This is a genomic window from Vibrio sp. JPW-9-11-11 (assembly GCF_013369335.1).
Classification (GTDB): Bacteria; Pseudomonadota; Gammaproteobacteria; order Enterobacterales; family Vibrionaceae; genus Vibrio.
Genome location: NZ_SZQJ01000036.1, coordinates 81,737 through 100,266 on the forward strand (window position 1 = coordinate 81,737; position 18,530 = coordinate 100,266).

The window sequence follows — 18,530 nt, forward strand, 5'->3', positions numbered from 1 at the left end:
AGCAAACGTTTGCCTTCGCTATAGGAAATTACAATTATCGGTGGCTATTTGGCCGTCACCCACAAAATATGCGCGTCTTGCTCACTAGTGGAAACCAACATATGCCCCATGTTGGCGTCATAGTAAACACTGTCGCCTTGGCTAAGTTCTACCGGCTCGTAAAACTCAGAATAAAACAGAACCGAACCCGACAATATCAACAAGAACTCTTCACCGTCATGGCGAACCCAATCACTATACTCGTCAAAACTCCGTGCATGAACTTGGCTCTTAAACGGCATCATCTTTTTGTTCGACAGCTGAGTAGCCAATAACTCATGTTCATAAGTTGGCGTTGGGTGAGGTTTACCTTGGTTAGACTTAGTGATATCTCGTCGCCCCGTCGCCACCTTTTTCCTTGGTGGTTCAAACAGTTGCGGCATATCTATCTGTAACCCCATTGCCAGTTTTTGCATCGCTTGGAAGGTTGGGGAGATCTGTTCGTTTTCAATTTTACTTAACGTTGAGCGCGCAAGGCCTGTACGCTGGCTCGCTTCCTCTAACGTGATACCTAGCTTGCCACGAATCTCTTTTATCCGCTGTCCTAGTTTCAGTGGTTCTATGTTTTCGTCGGCAGACTCTTTTGCCAGAGTCAACGACGGGTACTCGTCATAGATATCTTCGGGCATGCTTCCCTCTTCAATATTTAGCAACATCCTGTGTGATTTTCATTGTGCCCCAAGCGCATAGTCGAGGAAAGACGTGAACAATAAATAAACCGTGCTCCCGTTAACAAATTTAGAAACCTTGTTTCCAATAGGAAATTTTTGGTTGATTGTTGTGCCGACAACCGCTATGTTACCAACTTGTTAGTTGTAGAGATGCGATTTCCGAGACCAAACGCTGACAGAGTTAACATTTGGAATCGGCTTTCCCCACCGTTTAGGGGTATGGAAATTCACCCTGCTCTTACGTAGATAAGAACAGTAACAAAAAGCAGAGCCGACGAGAGCCATCGATAGAAGTAACCATCTCATCGGCACGAATGGAAGGTCATCTACCATGAACAAACCGTTTCAAAATCACAGCTTAGAGAACTTTTTCTCTACTAACCTTGCTGCTACAGACGATGCTGTCTTCGCTGGAATTCAAGCAGAGTTTACTCGTCAAAATGAACAAATTGAGCTGATTGCTTCGGAAAACATTGTCTCGAAAGCAGTCATGCAAGCCCAAGGCACCTGCCTTACCAACAAATACGCAGAAGGTTACCCGGGCCGTCGTTACTACGGTGGCTGTGAGCACGTTGATACGGTTGAGGCGATCGCTATCGAGCGCGCCAAGCAATTGTTTAAGTGTGAATACGCAAACGTTCAACCTCACTCTGGCGCACAAGCAAACGGCGCAGTCAAACTGGCCCTCTTGCAACCGGGTGACACCATTATGGGCATGTCGCTTGATGCGGGCGGCCACTTAACGCACGGCGCTCGCCCCGCGCTTTCCGGTAAATGGTTTAACGCCGTTCAGTACGGTGTGGATCGCGATACGCTAGAGATAGATTACGACGCGGTTCGTGAACTGGCTTTAGAGCACAAACCCAAAATGATCATCGCAGGTGGTAGTGCAATTCCACGTACCATCGACTTCGCTAAGTTCCGCGCCATCGCTGACGAAGTAGACGCAATCTTGATGGTCGATATGGCGCATATTGCAGGCCTAATCGCAACAGGTGCACATCCAAGCCCACTTCCGCATGCACACGTTGTCACCACTACAACACATAAGACATTGCGCGGCCCACGCGGCGGTATGATCCTGACTAACCACGAAGAGATCATCAAAAAAATCAATTCTGCCGTGTTCCCCGGCCTTCAAGGAGGCCCATTAATGCACGTTATCGCAGCCAAAGCGGTCGCGTTCGGTGAAGCTTTAGGCCCTGAATTTTCGACATATATTGATTCAGTGATCAACAACGCAAAAGTTCTGGCTGAAGTGTTGCAAACTCGCGGTTGTGACATTGTGACCGGCGGAACTGATACGCACCTTATGTTAGTTGACCTTCGCCCTAAAGGCCTCAAAGGTAATAAAGCGGAAGAAGCTTTGGAGCGTGCAGGGATCACATGTAACAAAAACGGCATCCCGTTTGATTCAGAGAAGCCTATGATTACATCGGGCATCCGTTTAGGAACGCCTGCGGGAACAAGCCGCGGCTTTGGCGCTGAAGAATTCAAACTTATCGGTAACTGGATCGGCGATGTACTCGACGGGTTGGTTGAAAACCCGGAAGGTAACGCAGAAGTTGAGCAACGCGTTCGCAAAGAAGTCAAAACACTCTGTGCTCGCTTCCCACTTTACCAATAAACAATTTAATCAAAGTTATTTTGGAGAATAAGCAATGGACAACACACTGAAGTTTGCAGATAGCCACGAGTGGGTACGTGACAACGGTGACGGCACAGTAACTATCGGTATTTCAGAGCATGCTCAAGAAATGCTAGGCGACGTTGTTTTTGTCGACCTACCAGAAGTTGAAGACGAAATCGAAGCAGGCGATAGCTTCTCTTTGGTTGAATCAGTTAAAGCTGCGTCTGACATTTACGCACCAATCACAGGTGAAATTGTCGAGATCAACGAAGAGCTAGAAGATAGCCCAGAGCTTATTAACGAAGAGCCGTATGAAGGCGGCTGGATTGTAAAAGTGAAGATGTCAGACCCATCTGAACTCGACAATCTAAAAGACGCAGAAGAGTACCTAAACTCAATCGACGATGAGTAATTAGGAAAACATAGAAAGCTGCCCCCGACTTTGGGTGGCAGCTTTTTTTCTAAGTTCGGACGTATAATTATCATTATCAGTAACGCTGTAATCCGTTACCCGAACATGGAGTAGGTAAAGGACAATGACTGAATTACTTCAAAGCCTCAGCACACAAAATGAGTTCGTTGCTCGCCACAACGGCCCAAACAAATCTGATCAACAGAAAATGTTGGAAGCGATCAATGTTGCCAACCTAGACGCGTTGATTGATGAAACCGTTCCAGCGCAAATTCGCCTAGAAAAACCAATGACACTTGCCGCAGCAAAAAGCGAAGCAGATATGCTGGTGGCCATGCGCGAGTTTGCCGATCAAAACCAAATCAAACGTACATTTATCGGCCAGGGTTATTACAACACCTTCACGCCGAACGTGATTCTACGTAACGTGCTGGAAAATCCAGGCTGGTACACGGCATATACCCCTTATCAACCAGAGATTTCCCAAGGCCGCCTTGAAGCGCTACTGAACTTCCAGCAAATGGTGATGGATCTCACGGCAATGGAGATTGCTAACGCCTCACTACTTGATGAAGCCACTGCCGCAGCAGAAGCGATGACGCTATGTAAGCGTGCGGGCAAAAGTAAAAGCAACGTCTTCTTTGTGGCTGACGATGTGCACCCGCAAACACTAGAAGTGGTGAAAACTCGCGCTAAGTACATCGGCTTTGACGTGCAAGTTGGTTCTTTAGAATCACTCCCAGAGCAAGACGTGTTTGGTGCGCTTGTTCAATACCCTGGCACAACAGGTGAAGTTCGTGACCTAACCGACATCATCGCTAAAGCGCAAGCCAACAAAACCCTAGTAACAGTTGCGACAGACCTACTCGCTTCAGCTCTACTTAAGCCTGCGGGCGAAATGGGCGCAGATGTAGTCATTGGCTCAGCACAACGCTTTGGCGTACCTATGGGTTACGGCGGCCCGCACGCCGCATTCATGGCAACTCGTGACAAGCACAAACGTACTATGCCAGGTCGCGTAATCGGTGTTTCTATCGATTCTAACGGCAACCAAGCACTGCGTATGGCGATGCAAACTCGTGAGCAACACATCCGCCGCGAGAAAGCGACATCAAACATCTGTACCGCTCAAGCACTACTGGCAAACATGGCCTCTTTCTACGCGGTCTATCACGGCGCTGAAGGCCTACACACGATTGCTCGCCGTACTCACCACATGACAGCAATTCTAGCGGCAGGCCTGACTAAATCTGGCTTCGAACTCGCGCACAATAGCTTCTTTGATACTATCACCATCAATTCTGGCGAGCAGACTGACGCGCTGTACGCAAACGCGCAAACAGCTGGCATCAACCTGCGCAAACTACCTACTCAACTCGGTGTTAGCCTTGATGAAACAACGACCATAGCTGACATTGAAGCGCTGTTTGCCGTATTTGGCGTAGAACAAGACGTAAACGCACTGTCATCAGAAATCGCGAACAACGAATTTGCTGCGATTCCTGAAGCGCTGCGTCGCACTTCTGAATACCTAACGCACCCAGTATTCAACACGCACCACAGCGAAACGCAGATGATGCGTTACCTAAAACAGCTTGAGAACAAAGACTTCTCGTTGACGCACGGTATGATTCCGCTAGGCAGCTGTACGATGAAGCTCAACGCCGCCGCTGAAATGATCCCAGTTACGTGGCCAGAGTTTGGCTCTATTCACCCATTCGCGCCAATCGAGCAAGCAGCAGGTTACTCGGCACTCGCGAAAGATCTGAAAGAGAAGCTGTGTGAAATCACAGGCTACGATGACTTCTCACTACAGCCTAACTCGGGCGCATCAGGTGAGTACGCAGGTCTTATCGCGATTCAACGCTACCACGAAAGCCGCGGCGAAGGTCACCGTAACGTATGTCTGATCCCAAGCTCTGCGCACGGTACTAACCCAGCGACTGCTTCTATGGTGTCAATGAAAGTAGTTGTGGTGAAGTGTGATGAAGATGGCAACATCGACATGACCGACCTAGCAGCGAAAATCGACAAGCACTCTGAAAACCTATCAAGCATCATGATCACTTACCCTTCAACGCACGGCGTTTACGAAGAGCAAGTGAAAGAAGTGTGTGAAATGGTTCATGCCGCGGGCGGTCAAGTATACCTAGATGGCGCGAACATGAACGCTCAGGTTGGTTTAACGTCACCAGGCTTGATTGGTTCTGACGTTTCTCACCTGAACCTACACAAAACCTTCTGTATTCCACACGGTGGTGGCGGTCCGGGTATGGGTCCTATTGGTGTAAAATCGCACCTAGCGCCATTCCTACCTGGTCACATCGAAAACGGTGTAGAAGGTGAAGATTTTGCAGTATCAGCTGCTGATTTAGGTAGTGCTTCTATTTTGTCTATCTCTTGGGCTTACATCGCAATGATGGGTGAAGCGGGCCTAACAGACGCGACCAAAGTCGCGATTCTAAACGCGAACTACATGATGGAGCGCCTGCGCCCTCACTACCCGGTTCTTTACCGTGGTGCCAACGGCCGCGTCGCGCACGAGTGTATTATCGATATTCGTCCACTGAAAGAAGAAACAGGCATTAGCGAAGAAGATATCGCCAAGCGTCTAATGGACTACGGCTTCCATGCGCCAACCATGTCGTTCCCGGTGGCGGGCACGCTGATGGTTGAACCAACGGAATCGGAAGATCTTGAAGAGATTGACCGTTTCTGTGATGCAATGATCGCGATTCGTGAAGAGATGACAAAAGTGAAAAACGGTGAGTGGCCACTAGAGAACAACCCTCTAGTTAACGCTCCACACACTCAAGTCGATCTTGCTGCAGCAGAATGGGACCGCCCTTACTCTCGTGAGCTAGGCTGTTTCCCATCGAAAGCGACTAAGTCTTGGAAATACTGGCCAACAGTAAACCGCGTAGATAACGTTTACGGTGACCGTAACCTAATCTGCTCGTGCCCAAGCATTGATAACTACGAAGACTAATTTTCCAGGTGATCACAGATAACCAAGTTGGAAACTGTGATAACCGAGTTGGAAACCGATAACTAAATTGGAAACTAACTTCAGTAAAAAAGGCGAACCGTTTGGTTCGCCTTTTCTCTTTGCACAGTTTTTAGTCTAACATGGTGTCATATTTTCGATGCTAGGAACTCAGCAATGACTAACGTTAAATCAAGGAAAACTCGGAAAGCTTACACTCCAGAGGAAGCTGCTCTTTTCGCTAAAGCAGCTAACGCAGCAGCAAAACAAATAGTTTCACTACAGCTTCAACGTTACGACGACACTCCTTATACCCGTAGCAAAAAGGATTCGTTATAGCTTACCAATAATATATGAATCAAAGTGCTTTAACTCAACATCAAGTCCAGAAATAGCTGATTGAAGATTGTTGTAATCTTCACTAGTTCCTATGATTATCTGCTTACCTATTTTCTTTACTTCAGATGATTTTACGATGAACTCTTGAAAGCTTTCATTCTTAGCCTCTTGTTGGCGAGGTTCATCGAGGATTAGTAACCCCAAATGATTCGTTTCCTGTCCAGAAGCACTATCTAGAGTTAACATTGAATATAGATATGACCAAATAACACGAATGTTATCGCTGGCAGATGCCTCTGAATTGATATCCACCTCATTAAGTGCAGGTTTGAAGCTTCGTTCTGATATTTCGAAGTCTTTTAGATCACTACTGCTGTAACCAAACGCTTCTAGATTATTTACAAAACTATTTTTCAAAGAGCTTAACTTTCTACGATCATTAGCGCTTAAACCATTAAATGGGAGTGCACTTAGAGCTTTCTCCGCTATACCCCACGACAACAAGGCTTCTTCCATATTTCCTTTGATTTCTTCTTCACTTCGGAGAGCTTTTTCCAATGAACTGATCTCTCCTTCCAGAAGAAGCTCTTTCTTGATATCACTTCTTGAAGGTACAGAAGTTGAGTCAATCAAACTATCTTTGATACTTCTTATGAGGGCACGAGTTTTAGTTAATTCAGAACGAGACTCTCTCAACAAGTTTTCTTTTTTATCAAGTTTTAGTTCCTCTCCTTTCGCTAACGCATTATATGCATCTAATTGCTTCTCCAGATATTTTATATTGTCGCCTAAACCCAAGACCTTTGAGTCATTATCTCCTAACTCCGTTAACAGTGTTTCAGGCATTTTTCTTTGGCAGGTTGGGCATTGCTTTTGTACTATAGAAAAATTCTCTTGTGATCCTATTTCCTCAAGACGTTGGAGATCTTTATACTTTCGTAAACTATCTTGGACGTCATGGATCCTATCCTTAATTGAAACAAAGTACTTATCAGATACTGACAAGTCCGAAAGTAACATACTGATGCTCTTTTCTTGGCTACTTAGAAGAGTTTGTTGTTGCTCTAAATCACGCTCTAGTCTGCTAAGTTTCTGAGAATCAAGCTTACTATTAGTGAACTCCTGCTTTAGCTTAATCAAAGCGGTATTTAAATTCTCAATACGCTCTTTATAGCTCACCGCATTGTCAGAATCGTAGAAATAAAGGTACGAACCATTGGCTAATTGTGTTTTCTTTCCAATTTTTTCGTCTAACTGATTCGAAACGAAACCATATGTTCTCTTCGCTTCATTCATGAGGTTATCAAGAGCTAATTCCCAAACTCTCTCAGCGTCTTTCTTCTTCTGGGTATGTTCTTGTCTTCTTTTTGCAACATCTCTAGCATCTAGGTCTAGGGTGAACTCGATTACTCGCTCAGATAGCTCTTTTATACCCAAGTACGTTGGCAATATGTTGAGAATACCGCCCCATCCACGCGTTTGCTCAACATAGTTCATTGCAAATATGGCTTCTAGGTATAGTGGAGATTCACCACCGTTATACTTCGTAACTCTAGGAAGCTCTATCTCAAGGAAGTCAGCAAGCAGGTAGTGAAAGCCTCTCTCCCGTGATGCAGCTCCTTCAACCCTTAAGTAGTAATCTGAGCTTTCAATGTCATTCCTTTCGAGGACTTCTTCAACCGACAGGTCAAAATAAACGGAAATCAGATCTTTTCTATCTTCATTACTACTCCTCATAATCGTCATACGCTTATTCGAGTTAGAAATTTGAAGATATATTTTCGATCCAATTACACTAACTTTTCTTCCGCCCTCGACCCTCAACTGGCTGGTTAATGCTGTTTTTAAGGGTACTTTTCTCGATGGGCCTAAACAACCTTCCAAACCAAGTGCGTATACAATGGACTGTATACATGTTGACTTACCATGCGTGTTCTCAGCATGAATTATGTTGAGGCCTTGCGTGAAAGGAATGTCAGTACCATAAAGGCCATCATTGGTTTGAGTGCGAATAGATAGATTCTCTATTACAAGGTTTAACATATGATATTACCCTGAATGATATTGTTAATTCTTTGATCGTTAAAATGGGATTTCGAGTAAGCATTGATGAAATCACTTTCGAGAATGAACAGATTCGAATCTGCATCTATTTTTTTTGCAAACTGCACCCCTTTAGGGGTAAGTTTGATACTCTTTGCATCATCAATTATGAATAGCTTTTCACCTATACCTATATCTATTGCTCGATCAACAAGCGGGTCAAAACGGATATTACTATTCTCACGAGAAAGCAAACCTCCCCGATATGCAACACGCTTTTTATCTGATGAAACAAGTGCATAAAGCACTTGGATTTTTTTCAAGTTGGCTTTGTTACCAGAACAAAGTTTATACAGAATCAATACTAACAACGAAATACGCCAGAGGGGTCTAAGTTCAGCGTCTACAGAAGCGCCTCTATAGTTAAACTTAATTCCGTGTTGGGGTTCAATGTCAAATAAATCCATTAGTGGAAGTCCAATGTACAGTTCATTAGCCAATCAGCAACAGTTCCGAGAGCAATGGTGTCGAGATTGTCTTCATGTAGTTTTGCAGAGTTTTCTAACTTCTCTCGCAACACATTTTTCTGATAAGCAATGCTTTGGGATTCAGGTGATGAATCTAAAGCTTCGATGAAAATTTCTTCAGCCCGTTTGTCCTTCGTCGAGGTTATAGCTTTGTGGAACTCAGGATAATCTTCCTTTAGTTCAGTTAGCATGTTTTGTGACATTATCGCCTTACGCGTTAAGAGACCTTTACCATTGGCAACAACACTTGGATTTGAGTTGAGTTTACTGAGTTTAGTAGTCAGGTTTGACATAAACTCCGTCGAAGTATCTTCTATAAAAGAGGCTACATGATGTTCCTCTATGTCCGATATGTTCAACTTTAAAGTGGCGTACCCTGCCTGCAAAAGCATGGTTTCTTCTTTTTTAAACTCACTACGATCCCAGATCAAAACTCTGAAATCGTTGTTGTCAACGTAATCGAGGTTTGCAGCCTTAACTTCTAAGGTCTTTTTGGTCGCATGAGCCACTAGGTCTTTTGTTTTGTGGGAGGGTACAACTAAAATCCATCTTTTGATTTTTAGATCCCCAAAAAAACCACTCATTTTATCTGTATTAGTAATAAACTTTCCAATGTCCCTAGTCATCTTATTACGTTGCTTTTCGTAAAGCTTAGAGACATTTTCTACTTCTTCAGGGCAATACATCTGGTAGGCGTGTCCATCTAGAGAGAAGCCCTCTATGCCGCCATCCCCCTTATCATGATCAGGTATAGGGATATAGTTCGCAGACGAGTAGCGTTCTTTCAAAAGGTCATTTGCATGGGTCTCCCACTCATCAGGAAACCATACTTTGTCATTGCTCAATTCCATTAAAATCAGCTCAATAATGCGTGACAATTAACATAAACTAAAACATAAGATTATAAGAACTTAATTACTGATAAACAGTGAGCATAATCAAATTGTATCTATCTGTTCTATAAGGACATCTGATTTATTGTGTTATGAAGTTATGCTTATCATACTTTCAAAAAATGCTGATTCTACTCGCTCATACAAGTCTCTTCCCTCGGTAACGAAAACACACACTAAAAAAGAGCTTTCATTTGTATTTGCAAGTAGTGACCTCAGCCAAAACGTCTCATTACACTCCAAAGGTGCCAGCGCGTCAGCTCCTTCAAAAATGACAAGTGTCTTGCGTCTACAACCTTCCAAAGTAGCAACCAATTCTCGGTTCTCTTCTGCTGCGAAAGCAGCTAGGGGGGATTCATACTCATTAAAGTTCAGATTAAAGACATCTATGCCTCTACTCTTAGCTTGGTCTCTACACACATCCAAGTAGCCCTCTGGTGTTTGGTCAGTTATCAATGAGCAGATGGTGAGCTCTAGTTCCCATGCCATACTGATAAATCTTTCTGCGCTAACCATAACCAAGCCTAACTAATCATCACATGTTTGTAATACTAGCCTCTTTAAAAAAGATATCTAACTCTGTCGAAAATAAGCAACCAGAACAATAAATTTGCATGTTTTATAAGTTTTTTTTGAGTTAGGAATCCAAGTGTACGATCCGTGAACAATTATTTCTTAAAGCAATGAAATATAAAGACATTATATTCTATATCGATTTATATAAGGAATAATAATTAAGCCTAATGAAAAACTGCAAATTCCATGTATCCCTTCAAATATCACATTGAATTACAAGCTTTTCTAATTCAGCTCCCTAAGCTCTAAGTCAATTATATAAGTTATAATAAATCCTTTATTTACAAACACTTACAAGCACACCCAGTTAGACAAACCCTAGAAAGGCTGCTAACAATATATTAGTAAGTGAGGATTAGGCATATGAAAATAGTTAAGCAACCATACATAACAAACTATGAGCTCAGAAAATTAGAAAAACACTTAAAGAAGATTAAGAATGGTGAGTACGAGCCATATATTACAGTTCGACGTTCAAATAGTGTCGGTCTATCTCATATTGTTTTCAGTCACAAGACGAAACGCTGCCATCACTTATTCAGCTTAGGTGAGCTTGCTCTATTCCTTCATCTTGAGCACGATCCTGAAGTCTTGGATATACAAGAGCAATACCCCTTACCGTTAAATGAAACTCTCAAGTGGGCTAAATATCTGAATTATCGACACCCTGCTAAATACAAAGAACGGGATGGTAAAGATATTCCTGCTGCAACCATGACCACGGATTTCGTTGTCACCTTGTATGATGCGACAAGAGACCAGCTTGGCATTCAGCCGTATAACTATAAACCGAGCTCAGCACTAAGCACTGAATTTGAGCCTCCCCAAAAAGTCACACGAACCCAACAAAAGTTCAAAATTGAAGAGATGTACTGGGGGCATTACAACCATCATCTAACGCAAATAACAGATGAAGACTTAAACCCCAACAAAACATACAACCTTCAATGGCTTAGAGAGACTTACCATCATGTACGCGAGAGCCAAATCGAAGGCCCACTGTGCGAAGGGATGTTAAACACTCTAAACAAGAGCCTTATGAACGACCCAGATAAAACTCTAAAGCAGCATTTGAATCACGCATCATTAGTACATGATGTAACCGAACTTGCTGCGTTAGAGATATTTCAACATCTTGCGTATTCAGGTCAACTAGACGTTGACCTGAATGAGCGCATAGAAGTTTTTCGCCCTGTAATGATGATTACGCAACACGATGAGAATTAATCAAAAATTAGTCGATGGCAAAAAAGGGCTTGAATATCTTATCGTAGATATTTGCCAAGACCTCGACCAAATTGCTGTCACTCAGCTCAATGTTGAACGCCCTAAAAGGCCTCATACGATTATGCTAAGTGATACGTTGAGGCAAATAGAGCTGGGCAAATGGAAAGTGCTAGAGCATTCCTTTAGCCCTTACCTATACATGTCGGACGAAGAGTTACTGAAGGATAAGAAGCGCAGAAAGTGGTTACAACGCAGAGATAGCAGCTTTAACATTATTGCCCCGTTAATCGATAACGACGAACTACGTTACAACTATCTTTTTATCGATAGCAGTTCAATCTTACATCGATTGATAGAAACATCAGGTCGCAGCCGCAGTTATGTAGCAAAAATTTTAAATCGTTACTGGTATTACGGTTCTCACGTCAATGCTCTACTCCCTCTATGGAGAAATTGCGGAACGAATCAGTCTTTACCTGAAGTACCGTCATTTGACCAAGACCCTGAGTTAGGCAAAAGTGGCCCGAAAACCAAATATGGAAGTCCTTATCGTGGAGTCACTCTACAAGACATTAAACATATTCGACGATTTGCTAAAACCATTCCAAACGGTGGCAAAGCTAGGCTGAGTGACCTTTACGATCAGTTTACACGCAAGTTCATGTATGCGCGTGTTAAACCAATGATTGAAGAAGCACATGAGATAGCTTTACCTGTTCCAAGGGCCAAACTCATTTCACGAAATGCATTTAAATATCATTTTAAGCAAAACGTAGATCAACTTGAATTGATAAGGAAGGCTGTCGGCACGACCAATTTTCAAAAAGACTACCGAGGCCGTGCAGGCCTTGCTCGACAGGGTGTTCGTGGCCCCACAAGTCGCTATGAAATAGATGCAACAGTCGTTGATCAATACATACGCTACCCCTACGACAAAACCAATCAGTTAGCCACGGGACGCCCTGTGATCTATCTAGTTGTAGATACGTGGTCTGGCATGTTTGTTGGCACTCACGCTTGTTTTCACGGCCCAGATTGGACTGGAGCATCACAAGCCCTTTTCAATGCTTTTACCAACAAAGTCCAGTTTGCTAAACGCTATGGCGTTGAAATTACTGAAAACGAATGGCCGTGCCACCATGTCTGCTCACAGTTAGTCATGGATCGAGGTTCCGAGTATACAGACCGTAACATTGAAAGCATGCTTAAGGGTGAAATTGGCTTATCAATCGCCAGTTTCGCTCCGTATCATCGCGGGGATTGTAAAGGAACTGTCGAGAAAGCATTTGATATTTTTCATCAAAATGCTGTTCGATTTGTGCCTGGTCAAGTCATGAAAGTACCCAGCAAGGAAGAGCAACACGCTTCTAGAAAAGCGTCGATGTCCTTCGAAGCATTCATGGAAAAGCTCATAAGGACAATCATTTATACCAATAACAACCGCCTTAGAAAGAACAACCATAACTTCGAGATGTCTCGTGATGATGTTGGTTTCTCTCCTAGAGACTTATATCTCTACGGGCTAGAAGAAATGGTGATACCGCCAGCTCAGATTCCTGAAGAGCGACTTCGTTTCGCATTGCTACCTGCTGACAAGGCGACTGTGAGAATGGAGGGCGTTTACTTTAAGGGGCTGTATTACAGCGCTAACAAAATCATTCATAAACAATGGTTAGACAAAGCTCGTAATTTTGGTCGATACACAGTGGAAGTTCGATACGACCAAAATTCAACGAACTTTATTTGGTGTAAAGACCCTGAATCTAACGAACTAATTACTTTAGAACTCACTGATCGCTCTGAAGCGTATCGTAATCAAATTTGGCAATCGACCCTTCATGAAATCGAATTAACCAAACAAAAACAAAGCCTTCATGAAGAACATTCATTCGCTAACAAAATTGAGTTCTTAAACAAACTGGATGAAATCGATAAACAAGCAAAAGCTGACGCTCGATACTTAAAAACATCGTCAGCAAAGTCTATCCAGACAGGTATCAAAGAACGAAAGAGTATCGTCTCTTCTATTGAACGCAGCAAACAATCTGAGCAGATAGCAGCAACCTTAAGTTCCGAAGATAACGCTAGCTCCACTGCTAAAAAGAATACCCAACACTTGGAAACACCTGATTTTTTTGACTTTGATGATGAACAAGATGATAGCTAATTATATACCTCACCCTAACTCTCAGATGGCACAAAATCCTCTGATTGAAGCGCTTGGAATGCCATTGCTACCTAAACAATTTATCCAGGCAACAACACTATCTCCTGACATGATGATTGATGTCAGTTCGCTCCCTACTGAGCATCATGGTTACTACACCAGAACATTCATTGATAACCTATCTGAGTGCTATGTTGTTCAGGATGAAGCCCCACGCCTTTATGACACCGTATTTCGCATGATTGAACGAGGCTATATCTATCGCAACCCTTTGGTGTATGGCGATATTAAACAATTGCAATTTGCCGACTCTATTGAAATACCTGAAGGGCAAGAGCGCACTCTAAAGCAAACAGCAAATCAGCAGAGTTTTTTGGTAGCAGGTCTATCAGGTCGCGGAAAGTCAGCGATGGTAGAAAGCATCTTGTCTGCCATTCCTCAAGTCATTTCACATCAAGAGTACCAAGGACAAAAGTTCATCTACGAACAGATTGTCTGGCTCAAGATCGATATCCCAACAGCTCGCGGGCAGCGTGCACTACTCTGGAGGATTCTTGAGTCCATCGATTCGGTAACTGGTGAGAATTATTACGAATCACATCAGAAAAGCTCAGTTACAGCACTAATGATTGCGGTTCGTAAGGCTCTACTCATCCATGGTGTTGGGATTATTGTTCTAGATGAAGCTCAGAACCTATCTGAAACTCGACAGTACGAGAAAGTCGGTAACAACGAAAACGCCACACTAAAGTTCGTGGAAGAGTTGTTTAACAAGGTTGGTGTACCACTATTACTCGTCGGGACACTATCAACACTTAATCTGTTTTCTAAAGAGATGACTGCCGCTAGGCGAATTGGAAAGACAGGGTCGCTAATCTTAGAGCAATGTGCTGTTGAAAGTTCGTTTTGGAAACGCTTCATTAAGCAAATGTGCCCGACACAATTACTTAAGAATCAGACAACTGACATTGATACTCTAACACGCCATGTTCACTACTTATCAGCAGGGATCCCTGCTATCGCGAGCAGCCTAATAAAGGCCACATTGTCTTATCTGACTTATCTAACACCAAACAATCAAGACCTAAGCATGGCTGCTCTAGACCATGTATTCAAAGAACAATTTCTCTTGGTCTCAGGCGCATTAACGGCACTAAAGCGTGGTCAATTTTATAAATATGAGGATTGCAATCCTTTATCTCAATTGCACTCTGTTCAACAGGATTTGTTTTCTGAAAGTGGCTCAGATATTGACGGCAACCAAGTCTATAAGAAATCCATTAGAAGCTCTCGTTCTGCCGCAAACCTTACTGAGAAAGACCAAGAAATGCTAGAGAACTTAACTCCTGAAGCCTTACTAGCGCAGGCTAGAAAGTATGAATAACATCTTGTACCTACTACCGAACGAACACCTAAGAAGCTTCCTTAGCCGAGTTCATACTATGTCCCCTTTTGGCACTTTTGCTACTTCAGCAAAACGTGTAGGGCTGGCAAATTTCAGTGCGTCGCCAGTTACAGTCATGTCTGACCTAGACTCCATACTGATGAATATTCTTAATGATGACAATCGTTCGATTTGGCAAATGCATATGCACGGTAACGTCATCGAGTCTTTCCTCAACGAGCGAGAGAAGCGCGAACTACCATTGTTTTTGAAAGGAAAGCCATATGACATCGACTTTACGCAATCCCAAACGGTACATAATCGTTTGTGGCGTTACTGCAAAGACTGTATTGCTGAAGACTTAGATACTGTTGGTATTTCATATTTTCACCAACATCACCAACTACAGGGGGTTTTTCACTGCTACAAACACGGAACGAGGCTCATTAATAGCTGTTCTTCATGCAGTTACACTGTAAAAAATCTTAGTCGAATGCAAACCCCAACATTAATCTGTCCGAGCTGTGGTTCCAGTATGATAAGTCAGGGAGCGTATTATGATGAAACAATGCTAAGAGTTGAACAGCTTATGTTGGCGTTAAATGAGCAAACGCTCACCCTATGCCTTGAATCCGTGCAACAAAATACGTTGGCACGCATGGGGTTTACGCTTGAGCAAACTGATACGTTGGCTTTTAAGAAAGCTTGTGGCGATTGGTACAAAGAAATTTTCATGACTCTAGGGAAAGGCGCTCTAGAGCAGTACTTCTCGAATACGAGGAAAGTAAATGATCACATAATTTCTCCTACGATGAGGACAACACGCTTATTTTTATCGACTTCAACAAACAGATTTAGTCCACCACTGATCTACATTCTCATGCTGGTTGCTACAGGACAGTTATAGACCTATGTACCTGCACGAAATAGCTGGTGAAGCCTTTTATAGCCTTGTTGCGCGACACCACGCAGCCTCACCAAGACGCTCGCTACGCGAAAAAAACCGAGCTCTCCTAGGGCGCACAGATGTTCGCATTAACCCCCAGCTTCCTTGCATGCTCGAACAAGTTGCCAAACAGACTTCAATAGATGCGGAAAGGTTGTTGTTTAACAGTACTTGTTTCCCTGTTGTCGGCGCTTGCCTTCAAGATAACAAAAGCAAAGCAAGACTTAGATTGCACCTGTTGAGCAATGATGGCAGTCACATCGCGGTCTTATCACGTACTACTTCTTCTCGGTTAAGGTTTAGCAGCGCACTAAAGTTCTGTCCGCAATGCCTTGAGGAAGACACATTGAAATGGGGGCATGGTATTTGGCGTACCGTACATCAGTATTGCGGTATGTTCGTTTGTCCAAAGCATGCTTGTTGGCTGCAATATGCACCGACAGATGCCGATGGCCTTAACAAACGCATCGAACTACCACCAACACCTTACGATAGATGTTTCCATGGTTCTGATCTTTGTTTAGAACGAGCTTTGAGGTTATCGCAATTCATCAGTAGTTGGCATCGCTATGAATACGAACGTCGATACGAGCATATTGCTACACCCTCTCACTCATCTTGGATGATTAAGGCCCATTTGTTAACTCCGAAAGGACAGATCAGGCAATCAGAAGCCGTCAATCGTCTACAAGACTTTTGGGCTCCTCTATTTGCTGGTGCAAAGCTACTGCCTTCGAAGCTATATAAATTCAATTTCTTAAGGTGCCTTCTCCTAAACGACCACTACAACCATTACATACAGCATGCATTGGTTGGTGCTTTCTTTGCGAAGAACGCCAAGTGTTACTTTCGACAAACTTCTCAGGTCTCGAACTATTGTAGTCGGGAATCTCATAAGCCTCGTGTCTGTCTATCCGAGTTGGCCTCAGGAAACTCGCTTCGTTCTGTCGCCAAGGCGACAGGATGTTCGGTTGGCTTTCTAGCAGCCATGGCGCAACGCAATGGGGTCACAATCAAGCATCGATTTAAAAGACTCAACGATGCATTAGTCGACCAAATATTGAGACTCGCTTTTCGCGGGGTTCATAGACGAGATATCGCCAAATTATGCGGTGTTAGCGTTGGTACTGTAGAACAGCAAATAAATGCGATGTCAGGATTATCCGCATGGAGAAAACGACTCTGGTTCTGCCAAAAACGACATCAATATCGTCAAACACTCCAGAAGATCATTTCCCAGAATCCAACATTAACTCGGACAGAGATTAAAAATTCGAGCAGTTGCTACATGTGGCTATTTCGATATGACAAGGACTGGCTAAACCAGCACTTACCAAAACGAGAGCCTGCTAAGTACCATCAATCTATTGATTGGAATCTGGCAGATAAAAAGCTGGCTAAACAAATTAAGCGACACGTAAAGAAGGCTACTTCAGTTTCACACGTCGAAAGGCAGGTGGACTCACAACACTCATTAATCAAAAACAGAAAACGCCTACCCCTTTCGGTTAGGCAAGCGGAAAAAATCGTCTCAAAATCCCAAAATTAGGAACAATTACTATGAAATTTCTCGGTACATTCAAACAAATTTTCGAAGCACACGAAGTCAAACCTCGCTTACGTGACATCGCGATGTTTGTGACTCTTAATAATACAAGGCTCTATCCGAGAGAGCAGTTTGATGAAAATGGAGACATTCATCCGTACCTAGCACCACGTCTTGACCTGATTAAGATCATCAAACAAGAAAACTCAGTTAAGTGGTTCTTTACTGAAAGTAACTTATCAAATTTGGGATTACAAAGTACCTGTTAGGCGCCCAGCTTTCCTCAAGGCACGCATGAAGCAATACATGAAAGCCGAAAAGTTGTTTGAGCAAAGTCGTAACTATGTCACAGCTAGCCCTGCATCACTCTTAAGAAGAGACGATGAAGCGAAAGTGTTCAACATGTTCTGTGATTACATGCTCACATTTAATCAAATCGCTGTTGAGAGCAAATCTATAACATTGAATGAATGGCTTGTGTGGTATTCAGACATGAGGCGTATTGAAGCACAAAAAGAAGAAAACAAAGAAAAACAAAGACGTCACCGAGAAGTTATCGCTGAATGTAACAAATTGGAAGATGACCAAGACTCAACCGACGAAAATTAACCGTATGATGACCAACGCAATGATCGCTGTGAGGAGATCTGATGAATAAGCTCGAAACTAAGCGATTAAAAACTATTGTCTCGCTTCTCAACGGCCTAGAACTCATTTCTCATGAGGAGTTACCCGAAGAGCAGCACAACGCTCTTTGTATCAATGTGAACGGCTGGAGGTACTACCCGTCCTTTCAGTTCGATGAGCATTGTAATCTTATAGATAACCTCAGAAACAATCTTAGTCTCATGCGAGAAGGCCGAGACGACACTGATATTCTACTTTGGATGATCTCCGAGAAATCGGTATTGGTGGAGCGAGCTGTTGCTCCACCAGCATTAGTTTCTAAATACTTAGATAAAGGTGACTTAGAAGGCTACGAGAGATTAGTCTCAACAGAAGCGCGAAGTCATAAATACGTAACCGCCAAACCCTGTGACTTGATTGATGGGCCTTTGTTTGAGGTGTTCGTTGAGGACTGGTTAAGACCTGATGGGCGCAGAATTAAGACAAAAAGCATTACTTTCTAACACCCGTTTTAACT

At 43.3% G+C, this 18,530-nt stretch carries 16 protein-coding genes; 11 read left to right on the forward strand and 5 right to left on the reverse strand.

What is annotated here, in order from left to right:
- Nucleotides 1–44: 44 nt before the first annotated feature.
- Nucleotides 45–668: a helix-turn-helix domain-containing protein gene (locus FCU94_RS16280; protein ID WP_176289530.1), complete on the reverse strand. Its 624-nt coding sequence runs from the start codon at nt 666–668 to the stop codon at nt 45–47.
- Nucleotides 669–1,041: 373 nt separating this feature from the next.
- Here FCU94_RS16280 and FCU94_RS16285 point away from each other — a divergent pair, with 373 nt between their 5' ends.
- The 3 genes from FCU94_RS16285 (at nt 1,042) to gcvP (ending at nt 5,741) form a co-directional block, all read left to right on the forward strand.
- Nucleotides 1,042–2,337: a serine hydroxymethyltransferase gene (locus FCU94_RS16285; RefSeq protein ID WP_176289531.1), complete on the forward strand. Its 1,296-nt coding sequence runs from the start codon at nt 1,042–1,044 to the stop codon at nt 2,335–2,337.
- 34 nt (nt 2,338–2,371) lie between these two features.
- Nucleotides 2,372–2,752 (forward strand): glycine cleavage system protein GcvH, encoded by a 381-nt coding sequence (gcvH, locus tag FCU94_RS16290; RefSeq protein WP_176289532.1) that lies wholly within the window; start codon nt 2,372–2,374, stop codon nt 2,750–2,752.
- 124 nt (nt 2,753–2,876) lie between these two features.
- A complete protein-coding gene (gene gcvP, locus FCU94_RS16295) occupies nt 2,877–5,741 on the forward strand; it encodes an aminomethyl-transferring glycine dehydrogenase (RefSeq protein ID WP_176289533.1) in 2,865 nt (954 codons plus the stop codon).
- A gap of 330 nt (nt 5,742–6,071) precedes the next feature.
- Here the strand turns inward: gcvP and FCU94_RS16300 are convergent, their stop codons facing one another.
- The 4 genes from FCU94_RS16300 to FCU94_RS16315 form a co-directional block, all read right to left on the reverse strand.
- On the reverse strand, nt 6,072–8,120 hold the full coding sequence (locus FCU94_RS16300) for an AAA family ATPase (protein ID WP_176289534.1): 2,049 nt from the start codon (nt 8,118–8,120) through the stop codon (nt 6,072–6,074).
- On the reverse strand, nt 8,114–8,587 hold the full coding sequence (locus FCU94_RS16305) for a hypothetical protein (protein ID WP_033008173.1): 474 nt from the start codon (nt 8,585–8,587) through the stop codon (nt 8,114–8,116). The genes FCU94_RS16300 and FCU94_RS16305 overlap by 7 nt, the downstream gene beginning before the upstream one ends.
- On the reverse strand, nt 8,587–9,498 hold the full coding sequence (locus tag FCU94_RS16310) for a hypothetical protein (RefSeq protein WP_176289535.1): 912 nt from the start codon (nt 9,496–9,498) through the stop codon (nt 8,587–8,589). The genes FCU94_RS16305 and FCU94_RS16310 overlap by 1 nt, the downstream gene beginning before the upstream one ends.
- A gap of 132 nt (nt 9,499–9,630) precedes the next feature.
- Nucleotides 9,631–10,029, reverse strand: coding sequence for a hypothetical protein (locus tag FCU94_RS16315; RefSeq protein WP_176289536.1), 399 nt, complete (start codon nt 10,027–10,029; stop codon nt 9,631–9,633).
- A 450-nt stretch (nt 10,030–10,479) separates the two neighbouring features.
- Between FCU94_RS16315 and FCU94_RS16320 the strand changes: the two genes are divergently transcribed.
- Genes FCU94_RS16320 through FCU94_RS19410 form a run of 8 tightly spaced genes read left to right on the forward strand, consistent with a single transcriptional unit; the run spans nt 10,480 to nt 18,516 of the window.
- Complete coding sequence (locus tag FCU94_RS16320) at nt 10,480–11,343, forward strand: TnsA endonuclease N-terminal domain-containing protein (RefSeq protein ID WP_176289537.1); 864 nt, start codon at nt 10,480–10,482, stop codon at nt 11,341–11,343.
- Nucleotides 11,333–13,510: a Mu transposase C-terminal domain-containing protein gene (locus tag FCU94_RS16325; RefSeq protein WP_176289538.1), complete on the forward strand. Its 2,178-nt coding sequence runs from the start codon at nt 11,333–11,335 to the stop codon at nt 13,508–13,510. The genes FCU94_RS16320 and FCU94_RS16325 overlap by 11 nt, the downstream gene beginning before the upstream one ends.
- The gene (locus tag FCU94_RS16330) at nt 13,500–14,894 is read left to right on the forward strand and encodes an ATP-binding protein (protein WP_255199290.1); all 1,395 of its coding nucleotides are present in this window, start codon (nt 13,500–13,502) and stop codon (nt 14,892–14,894) included. Before FCU94_RS16325 ends, FCU94_RS16330 begins: the two co-directional genes overlap by 11 nt.
- Nucleotides 14,887–15,801 (forward strand): TniQ family protein, encoded by a 915-nt coding sequence (locus FCU94_RS16335; RefSeq protein ID WP_176289540.1) that lies wholly within the window; start codon nt 14,887–14,889, stop codon nt 15,799–15,801. Before FCU94_RS16330 ends, FCU94_RS16335 begins: the two co-directional genes overlap by 8 nt.
- Before the next feature lie 4 nt (nt 15,802–15,805).
- Nucleotides 15,806–17,389, forward strand: a complete 1,584-nt coding sequence (locus FCU94_RS16340; RefSeq protein ID WP_176289541.1) for a TnsD family Tn7-like transposition protein — start codon at nt 15,806–15,808, stop codon at nt 17,387–17,389.
- 11 nt (nt 17,390–17,400) lie between these two features.
- Nucleotides 17,401–17,655, forward strand: coding sequence for a hypothetical protein (locus tag FCU94_RS19400; protein ID WP_255199291.1), 255 nt, complete (start codon nt 17,401–17,403; stop codon nt 17,653–17,655).
- 37 nt (nt 17,656–17,692) lie between these two features.
- A complete protein-coding gene (locus FCU94_RS19405) occupies nt 17,693–17,995 on the forward strand; it encodes a hypothetical protein (RefSeq protein WP_235429229.1) in 303 nt (100 codons plus the stop codon).
- A gap of 41 nt (nt 17,996–18,036) precedes the next feature.
- Nucleotides 18,037–18,516, forward strand: coding sequence for a hypothetical protein (locus tag FCU94_RS19410; protein ID WP_255199292.1), 480 nt, complete (start codon nt 18,037–18,039; stop codon nt 18,514–18,516).
- Nucleotides 18,517–18,530: the final 14 nt, after the last annotated feature.